The 8,054-nt window shown below is 64.6% G+C and carries 8 protein-coding genes; 3 read left to right on the plus strand and 5 right to left on the minus strand.

Translation table 11 applies throughout. The features are described 5' to 3' along the window. Window positions 1–1,221: methionine--tRNA ligase (gene metG / locus ACMO6A_RS14900; RefSeq protein ID WP_418471479.1), on the minus strand; the 1,221-nt coding region annotated here is incomplete at its 3' end. 372 nt (window positions 1,222–1,593) lie between these two features. On the opposite strand from metG, the gene ACMO6A_RS14905 reads away from it, so the two are divergent. Together ACMO6A_RS14905 and ACMO6A_RS14910 are read left to right on the plus strand one after the other, a co-directional pair. Next, complete coding sequence (locus ACMO6A_RS14905; RefSeq protein WP_015761333.1) at window positions 1,594–2,907, plus strand: lipase family protein; 1,314 nt, start codon at window positions 1,594–1,596, stop codon at window positions 2,905–2,907. A gap of 98 nt (window positions 2,908–3,005) precedes the next feature. Beyond that, the gene (locus tag ACMO6A_RS14910) at window positions 3,006–3,350 is read left to right on the plus strand and encodes a GIY-YIG nuclease family protein (protein ID WP_015761334.1); all 345 of its coding nucleotides are present in this window, start codon (window positions 3,006–3,008) and stop codon (window positions 3,348–3,350) included. Between the two features lie 43 nt (window positions 3,351–3,393). Here ACMO6A_RS14910 and ACMO6A_RS14915 read toward each other — a convergent pair whose 3' ends face one another. Beyond that, entirely contained in the window at window positions 3,394–3,645 is a 252-nt protein-coding gene (locus ACMO6A_RS14915; protein WP_009306731.1) for a helix-turn-helix transcriptional regulator, read from the minus strand. A gap of 9 nt (window positions 3,646–3,654) precedes the next feature. Then, the gene (locus ACMO6A_RS14920; RefSeq protein WP_015761335.1) at window positions 3,655–3,969 is read right to left on the minus strand and encodes a DUF6442 family protein; all 315 of its coding nucleotides are present in this window, start codon (window positions 3,967–3,969) and stop codon (window positions 3,655–3,657) included. A 412-nt stretch (window positions 3,970–4,381) separates the two neighbouring features. Between ACMO6A_RS14920 and ACMO6A_RS14925 the strand changes: the two genes are divergently transcribed. After that, window positions 4,382–5,215 carry an alpha/beta hydrolase gene (locus ACMO6A_RS14925; RefSeq protein ID WP_227110058.1) on the plus strand — a complete coding sequence of 278 codons (834 nt, stop codon included), beginning with the start codon at window positions 4,382–4,384 and terminating at the stop codon, window positions 5,213–5,215. 27 nt (window positions 5,216–5,242) lie between these two features. On the opposite strand, the gene ACMO6A_RS14930 is transcribed toward ACMO6A_RS14925, so the two are convergent. Together ACMO6A_RS14930 and ACMO6A_RS14935 are read right to left on the minus strand one after the other, a co-directional pair. Continuing rightward, window positions 5,243–6,622, minus strand: a complete 1,380-nt coding sequence (locus tag ACMO6A_RS14930) for a DHA2 family efflux MFS transporter permease subunit (protein WP_229061476.1) — start codon at window positions 6,620–6,622, stop codon at window positions 5,243–5,245. Between the two features lie 941 nt (window positions 6,623–7,563). Continuing rightward, the coding region (locus ACMO6A_RS14935; protein ID WP_418471481.1) for a M48 family metallopeptidase at window positions 7,564–8,054 on the minus strand (491 nt) is incomplete at its 5' end.

Consider the following 8,054-nt stretch of genomic DNA (forward strand, 5'->3'; position numbering starts at 1 on the left):
GTACTCGGCGTACAGCTCCTCGGTTATCTCGCGCAGCGGGTTGGCCCCCACGAGCGCCGCAGCGGACGCCGGCACCTCGGGCACCTGGCCGTCGAAGTACTTCTTCGTCATGTTGAACACGCGGCTGCAGAGGTTGCCCCAGGTGTTGGCCAGGTCGGCGTTGTACACCTGCACCATGCGCTCCATGGAGATGGAGCCGTCGGCGCCGAACTGCACGTCGCTCATGAAGTAGTAGCGGTACGCGTCCACGCCGAACACCTTGCAGAGGTCCGCGGGCTTCAGCGCGTTGCCCTTCGACTTCGACATCTTCTCGCCCTTGGTGAGCAGGAAGCCGTGGCCGAACACCGTGTGCGTGATGGGCAGCCCGGCCGCCATCAGCATGGCGGGCCAGATGACGCAGTGAAAACGCGTGATGTCTTTGCCCACGAAGTGGTACTGCATGGGCCAGCGGGCGTCGAACTCGCCGGCGCGCTCGCCCTCGTCGCCGTAGCCGATGCCGGTGAGGTAGGCCAGCAGCGCGTCGGCCCACACGTAGGCCACGTGACCCTCGTCGAACGGCAGCGGCACGCCCCAGTCGAACGTGCTGCGCGAGATGGACAGATCCTTCAGACCGCTCTTCACGAACGACACGATCTCGTTCTTGCGCGTTTCGGGACGGATGAAATCGGGGTTCTCCTCGTAGAACGCCAGCAGCTTGTCGCCGAACTCGGACAGCTTGAAGAACCAGTTCTCCTCGCCGCCCGCCTTCTGCACGGGGCGCTTGCAGTCGGGGCACACCAATTCGCCCTCGTCGTTCTTCTCGAGGTCGCTCTCGGCGTAGTAGGTTTCCTCGTGCACGCAGTACCAGCCTTCGTAGCTGCCCTTGTAGCACCAGCCCTTGTCGTAGAGGTCCTGCCAGAACTTCTGCACGGTAACGGCGTGGCGCGGCTCGGTGGTGCGCACGAAGTCGGTGTAGGTGATGCCCAGCATATCCCATGCGTCGCGGAATGCGGGCTCCATGGAATCGCACCAATCCTGCGGGGTCATACCCTTGTCGGCAGCGGTGTCGGCCACCTTCTGGCCGTGCTCGTCCATGCCCGTCACGAACGCCACGTCGTAGCCGTTCATGCGCTGGTAGCGCGCCACGGTGTCGGCGGCGATGGTGGTGTACGCGGTGCCGAGGTGCGGGGCCGCGTTGACGTAGTAGATGGGGGTGGTGAACGAGTAGGTTCCCTTTGACATGGTGCTTCCTCACATTTCGGGGCCGCGCGGCGCATGATGCCTCGTCAGCCGGCTTTCGAGCGCCGCCGCTCATGATGCGGCGCGCTTGGACGACGCGCGCCAACCAGCATTCGTTCGCCAGTTGGCAAGCAACTGGATATTCTAGCACGAGGAAACGCTTCGACCCCTCGTCCCCGCAGATCGCACGCGAATGTTTCACGCCCGCGATGCAAAGGAATCCCGAACCTTGCCGCAACGTGCCCCAAACCTTAAGAAATGCTTACAGCACGCTTAAGTTTCACTTGCGTTGCGCCAGCACCGGTAACCGCGGCGGCACGACACCGTATACTGGCCGAAACGAAGGAAGCACTCACCGATGGCGAAGGAGGACCGATGCAGACGAACCCCGCGCGACGCTTCGCGTCGGCTGTCGCTTCCCTGCTCGGCTGCCTCCTTCTCATCGCGCTGTTCATGGTACAGCTCCGGTACACGGGCTACGAATCGGGGCTCGTTCCCGTCGCGCACGCCAATGGAAACGCGGTCGTCGCGCACGTCCCCGCTTCCCCGCGCACCACCGTCACCGCCGAATACTGCAGCGAGGTGGTGGCCGCCCTCGACCCAAACAACCCGTCAGGACGAACATCCACGCAGCTGACGTTCGACGACTCCTGGTTCTTCCACGACGCCCGCACCTACCAGCACGATCTGGCCACGGCCTGTTCCGTGTTGGCGGCGGTGTGCAATTCCGAATCCCAGTACTACGACGGCGTGGCCGGTTCGCTGCCCTACGCCGAGCGGACGCTTGGCGCGCTGGGATTCCACGACGTGCGCACCGAGTCGTACGCGATGCGCAGCAGCGTCCTCGACGAGGTCAGCTCACTGTTGGTGGGATCGAGCGACGTGGCCGCGTACACGTTGGCCAGCAAGACCATCGCTTCGGACGGCGACGGGAAGCCCGTCACGCTTCTGTTCGTGGGCATCCGCGGCACGTACGGCGCAGAGTGGCTCAGCAACTTCAACTTCCTGGGCGCCGGCTCCGACGATGCCGACCACCGCGGGTTCAAAGCGGCCGAGGAAGAGGTCGAGAAAGCAGTGCGCTCCTACGCGAGCGATCTGGGCATCGACCCCGCTCACACGCGCATTCTCATCACAGGGCACAGCCGCGGCGGGGCCATCGCGAACCTGCTGGCCGCCGACCTCGGCGACCCGGACGACGACGCGTCGGCGCTGGCGCCCTCGTCCGGCATCTACGCTTACACGTTCGCCGCCCCGTGCGCCACGCGCGCTGACGACCGGCACGATCCGAGGTTCGGCAACATCTTCAACGTGGTGAACGAGGCGGACATCGTCACGCAGCTGCCGCTTTCCTCCTGGGGTTTCGGACGCTACGGCTCCACCATCACGCTGCCCAGCACCGTAAGCGTCGACTTCGACGATTCGTACGCCATCGTGCAGACCGCCTACCAGCGCAACACCGGCTACGCGTTAGGATGCGACGAGGACGACTTCGCCACGCTGAGCACGTTCGGCTCCACGGCATCCACCCGCGTGCCCACGCTCGACGCGCTGGTCAGCCCATTGGGCATCGTCGGTGCCGTGCAGTCGCTCCTCGGCCTCGACCTTTCGGCCGCGCTGACCGCCCACTACCCCGACACGTACATCGCCTGGATGCAGGCCGGCGCGGCCGATCAGCCGGCTTCGGCCTGATTGAGGGCACGGAGCGCCGCGAGCGAGGGCAACGGTCGACGTTCCGTAGATTGCGCGCCCGGACGGCATGCGGTACCGTGGACGACGAGGTGATACGCATGCAAACCGACCGACGCAAGGAATTGCGAGACGCATACAAGAGCCGCCGCCCCGACATGGGCGTGGTTGAACTGCGCTGCACTGCCACGGGCCAGCACTTTCTGGGCATCACGCGCGACGCGGCGAAGGAGCTCAACAGCCTGCGGGCGAAGCTGAACGGAGGCGGGCACCCGAACCGTCCGCTGCAGCAGCTGTGGAGCGAGCACGGCGAGAACGGCTTCGACTTTCACGTGGCGGACACGCTGGAGTACGAGAACCCCGAAGACGTCTCGGCCGACGACCTGCAAGCCCTACGCGACCTGCTGCTGGCCGAAGACCCCGAAGCCTGCAAGATCTGGAAGTGAGCCAGGCGCGTCCGTCGATCCTAGACGCGCCCTTGCACGCGCCTCACTCGAAGTAGAACAGATCCTCGAACTTCTTGTCGAGCGCGATGCAGAGGACGAGGGCCAGCTTTGCCGTAGGGTTGAACAGGCCCGTCTCGATGGACGAGATGGTCTGGCGCGAGACGCCCACGAGCCCCGCGAGCTCTGCCTGCGAAAGCCCCGCCTCGGCGCGCGCCGCCTTCAGCCGGTTGCAGAGTTCGAGCTCGCCGTCGTTGTCATGCACATCGTCGAATCCGAGAGACGGTAGCTTGATCATGAAGTGCCCCTACATCGTCGCGAATATATGGTGGACGACGACGCTGATGACCGCGACCGTCACCAAAACGCCCGCACCCAACGCGGTTTTGTAACGAAACTGGTAGAACTGGTAGAAGTTCATGGCGGCTATGCCCGACATGACAATGGCGAACGACACATCCGTGCTCTGACCATGAAGCGAATCCCACAAGAACAACAACGCCCATACCACCATCATCACGGAGAGCATAAGGTAGCTCGCACGCCATTGCATCAGCTTGAACCGCTCGTCCATTCCGTCGTTGTCCCGACGGCTCTTCTCCAGAATCTCGTCCTTGTTCATGGCTGCCTCCTTCTGCATCGCCCGTTCGCTTCCGGATGTTTCACGTGAAACATTTGTACTCATGCCTCACCAAGCACGCAAAAAGCTTCTCGGTGGCGAAAAACCTCCGAATTCGGAAGTTTGAATCCCTGATCGCAGCGATACGCGGCTACCCACTCTGCAAAATACCTGGTCGCGAGCCGACATCCTCAATCACGTTGGACTTGCCACCGAATCGGACCGCGCTCACCTTCCGAATTCGATTGCTTTTTGCCAACTGGGCATCCTCGTACGGCATCCCAAGGTTTTCATTGGTTCATTCTGCCAAGTTTTCTTATCACAATGTCAAGTATACTTATCACGAAGAGGAAATGCAAGGCAAGCGTTGCAGATCCGGAACCGCGCATGGCACTCTTTTGCTACCATGCTCGTCATGGAAACGAACGAACCCACACCCACGACGGAAGCGGCCGAAAGCGGCACGCCCGTCGCCGCGCGCCGCAAGCCGCGCAAGCTCGTCGTCGCGCTGACGGCCCTCGCCATCCTGCTGTGCGTGCTGGCAGCCGCGTTCTTCGCGTACGCGAGCGACTCGTACCACGACCTCGACGCGAACCATCGCAACCTCGTGTCGACCGAGACGCTGCCCGTTCAGCAGGGAGACAACTACCTTGCGTTCGGCGACCCGAACGCAGCCGTCGGCCTCGTGTTCTACCCCGGCGCGAAGGTGGAATACAGCGCGTACGCGCCGCTCATGCGCGATCTGGCCGAGCGCGGCTACCTGGCCGTAGTGGTCCAGATGCCGTTCAACTTCGCGTTCTTCGACATCAACGCAGCCGACCGCGTGCGCGCGGACTTCCCCGACGTGGGCACCTGGTGGGTGGGCGGCCACTCGCTGGGCGGCTCGATGGCGGCGCAGTACGCGGTCGACCATGCCGGCGACGGCACGCTCGACGGCCTCGTGCTGTTGGGATCCTACTCCGCCAGCGACCTGTCGAGCACGAACCTGGGCGCCATCTCCCTGTACGGCTCGAACGACCAGATGCTCAACCGCGCCAAGCTCGAGGACAACGCCGACCTGCTGCCCAAGGGAGCCGAAACCGTGGAGATCGAAGGCGGCAACCATGCCGGCTTCGGCGCCTACGGCCCGCAAAGCGGCGATGGCGAAGCCAGCATCACCCCCGCGGAACAGCAGAGCCAAACCGCCGACGCCATCGACCGCTACATCAGGGCCCGCTACGCCGAGCCGTCCCTGGCAGCCGCAGCATAGCGCGAACCACGCTCAGCCGAGCCGCCTCTAGCGCGTTTTCCGCTGCGGGCGCGGCAGAAACGCCATGCCCACGACGAAGCCCACGACGATGACGGCCGCCTGCACTTCGAAGCTTAAAGCGAAACCGCCGACGTCGATGCCTAGCTCGTTGGAAGATGCGAGCGCCATAACCGTGATAAGCGCCGACGACGAGAGCGCACCGAAGATCTGGCGAAACGACGTGATGATGGCCGTGCCTTGCGCGATGTCTTCAAGAGACAGCGCCGCGCAAGCGTGAGCGGTCATCGGCATCATGAGGCATGCGACCCCCACCGTGCGCACGCCGTACAACACGGTTATCGCCCACTCGGGCGTACCCGCGTCGCACGCCGCGAACGCCAGCGTGCCCGCAGCCAGCACCGCGCATCCCACCGCAACGAGCGGCCTTGGACCGTAACGGTCGAGCAGGCGTCCCGTCACCGGGTTCAAGAACCCTAGCAGCACCGCGCCCGGCAGGATAGTCAGCCCCGACACCGTGGCGCTGCCGCCCTGCACGTCCTGTACGAACAACGGCACCATGATGGAACCGACCATGAACGCCATCTGGGACATCATCACCAGCACAGTGGCTATCGCGAACGTGCGGTTGCGAAAGCACGACAGTTTGAGCAGCGGCTGCTCGATGCGCGCCTGACGCCTCGCGAACACGAAGAGCGCAAGCGCGCCGCCTGCGAGCGCCGCCAAAGACACAGGATCGAACGCAGCGTCCGACTCCATAACCGTGGTCCCCAGCATGATGCCGCAGAAGCCAAGCGTGTACAAAAGCCCCGAAGGCACGTCGAACCGCTCGCGCGACCCTTCGCGCTTCACCACGTCGGACAGCACGAAGAACGACAGCACCACAACCACCGCCGACACCGCGCCCAAGATGACGAACACCGAGCGCCAGCCCCAGAAGTCGATGAGGAAGCCGGATACGGTGGGCCCGATGGCCGGCGCGAAGCCGATGATGAGGCCCACCAGACCCATCGCACGGCCGTACTCGCTTTTGGGGTACACTGACAGCGCCACCACCTGGATAAGCGGCAGCGCGATGCCCGCGCCGCCGGCTTGCAGCAGGCGCGATGCCAACAGCAGCGGATAATTCGGTGCGACGAGCGCGGCCGCGCAACCTGCGACGAAGCACACCATGGCTGCGATGAATAGCTTCTTCGAATCAACGCGATGCACCAGATAAGCGGTCATAGCCGAGATGAGGCCAAGCGTGAAGATGTAGGACGTGGTGAGAAGCTGGCCGAGCGAGGCGCTCACGGAGTACTCGTGCATGATGGTGGGAAGCGCGGCTATCATCATGCTCTGCGAGATGCACGCGGCGGTGGTGCCCGACATCATGACCGCAAGCACGATGGTGCGCTGTCTCTTCGGCAAGCCGTCGGATACCCCTTGCGCGGTATCACCCGCGCTGCCATAGTTCCGTTCTCGCTCTATCGCCTGTGCGCTTTCCATAGTTCCATGATAGCAGCGTGCGCAAGCGGTTTGCGAAGGATGCACACATTCCACGAGCAGGCCTGGGCAAGGCCAGTCGCGCCCGCGCCCCGGACGCTCGCCCGCGCCCGACGGTGACCGCCGTGCCGGACGCTCGCCTGCGCCCGACGGAACCCCACCGTGCCGGACGCTCGCCCGCAGCTGCGAGGCCGACCTGGGCGCAAAACGCCCCCCCCATGGCAATCGCGAAGCGGTTTCGACGCGCCGCATCGCCTCGTCCGACCGCATAACCCCAGGTGGCATAATCCGCACGCAACCACCGATGCCCGACAGCACCGCCGAAATTGTCATGGGAACCGTTTTTCGCCCAACACGCTGCCCGACGACGGTCGAGCCGGGGTGGCCGGTCGCGACGAACGCGCAACCATGACCCAGCTACCAAGCGAATGGGTCGATGTCACGAAAATCCTCCCGTCGCGGTAAAAACGAGTCGGTTTGGTAATCATACTATGTTGCTTACATTTCTGATTCGAACACCCGACCTGGGAGGACGCGCTTGAGAAGGTTCAGCAGCCCAAGAAGGTGGCGGTCGGGCGCCCTTCAGGATTACCCAACCGTTCCGTTTTTACCGCGGAAGCCCGAACGTCCCGTCAAGCGGCCCGCCGGCCACGCGCAGAAGGGCATCGGGAACGCGCTCGGACGAACGCAGGGCACGACCTGCGGCTTTCATACGGTGCACGCGGGCGTATCGAGATCGACCCGCGCATTCCGAGCCGGCGCGTAATGCGCGCCGCGCACGGACGCGACCCGCGCCCTTCGGGGTGGCGCTCAGCACTCGGTGCTCGCCACGCTTGGGCGCCTACGGGCGCGGCGCTACCAAGGCCCTAGCGCAGCTTCGCGCGCCGATCTCGCCAGTCGGGCATGAAGGCGTCCATGAGCGCTTTGAAGCGGGAGCCGTGGCCGCGTTCCAGCAGGTGGCACAGCTCGTGCACCACCACGTACTCCAAGCACTCGGGCGGATAGAGCGCCAAACGCACGTTGATGCAGATGCGGCCCGTGGCGGGTTGGCAGCTGCCCCAGCGGCTGGTCATGTTGCGGTACGCCAGCTTGCCCGCCTTCACGCCCATGATAGGCTCCCACGCCTCCACCAGCGCGGGCACGCACGCCTCCACCACGGCGCGCCACGCCGCCACCTCCTCGGGCCCCGCCTCGGCCGCCACGGCGGCGGGCGAGGCGGCAACCTGCGCGAGCTTCGCGTCGATCCACGGGCGCTTCTCGCGGACGAACCTCTCGATGTCGCGATCGCGCACGTACGCCGGCGCCGACACCTCTACGAACCCGCCGCCGCGATGCACGCGCAGGTTGAGGTTCTTGA

This window comes from Eggerthella sp. (assembly GCF_048329335.1).
Classification (GTDB): domain Bacteria; phylum Actinomycetota; class Coriobacteriia; order Coriobacteriales; family Eggerthellaceae; genus Eggerthella; species Eggerthella lenta.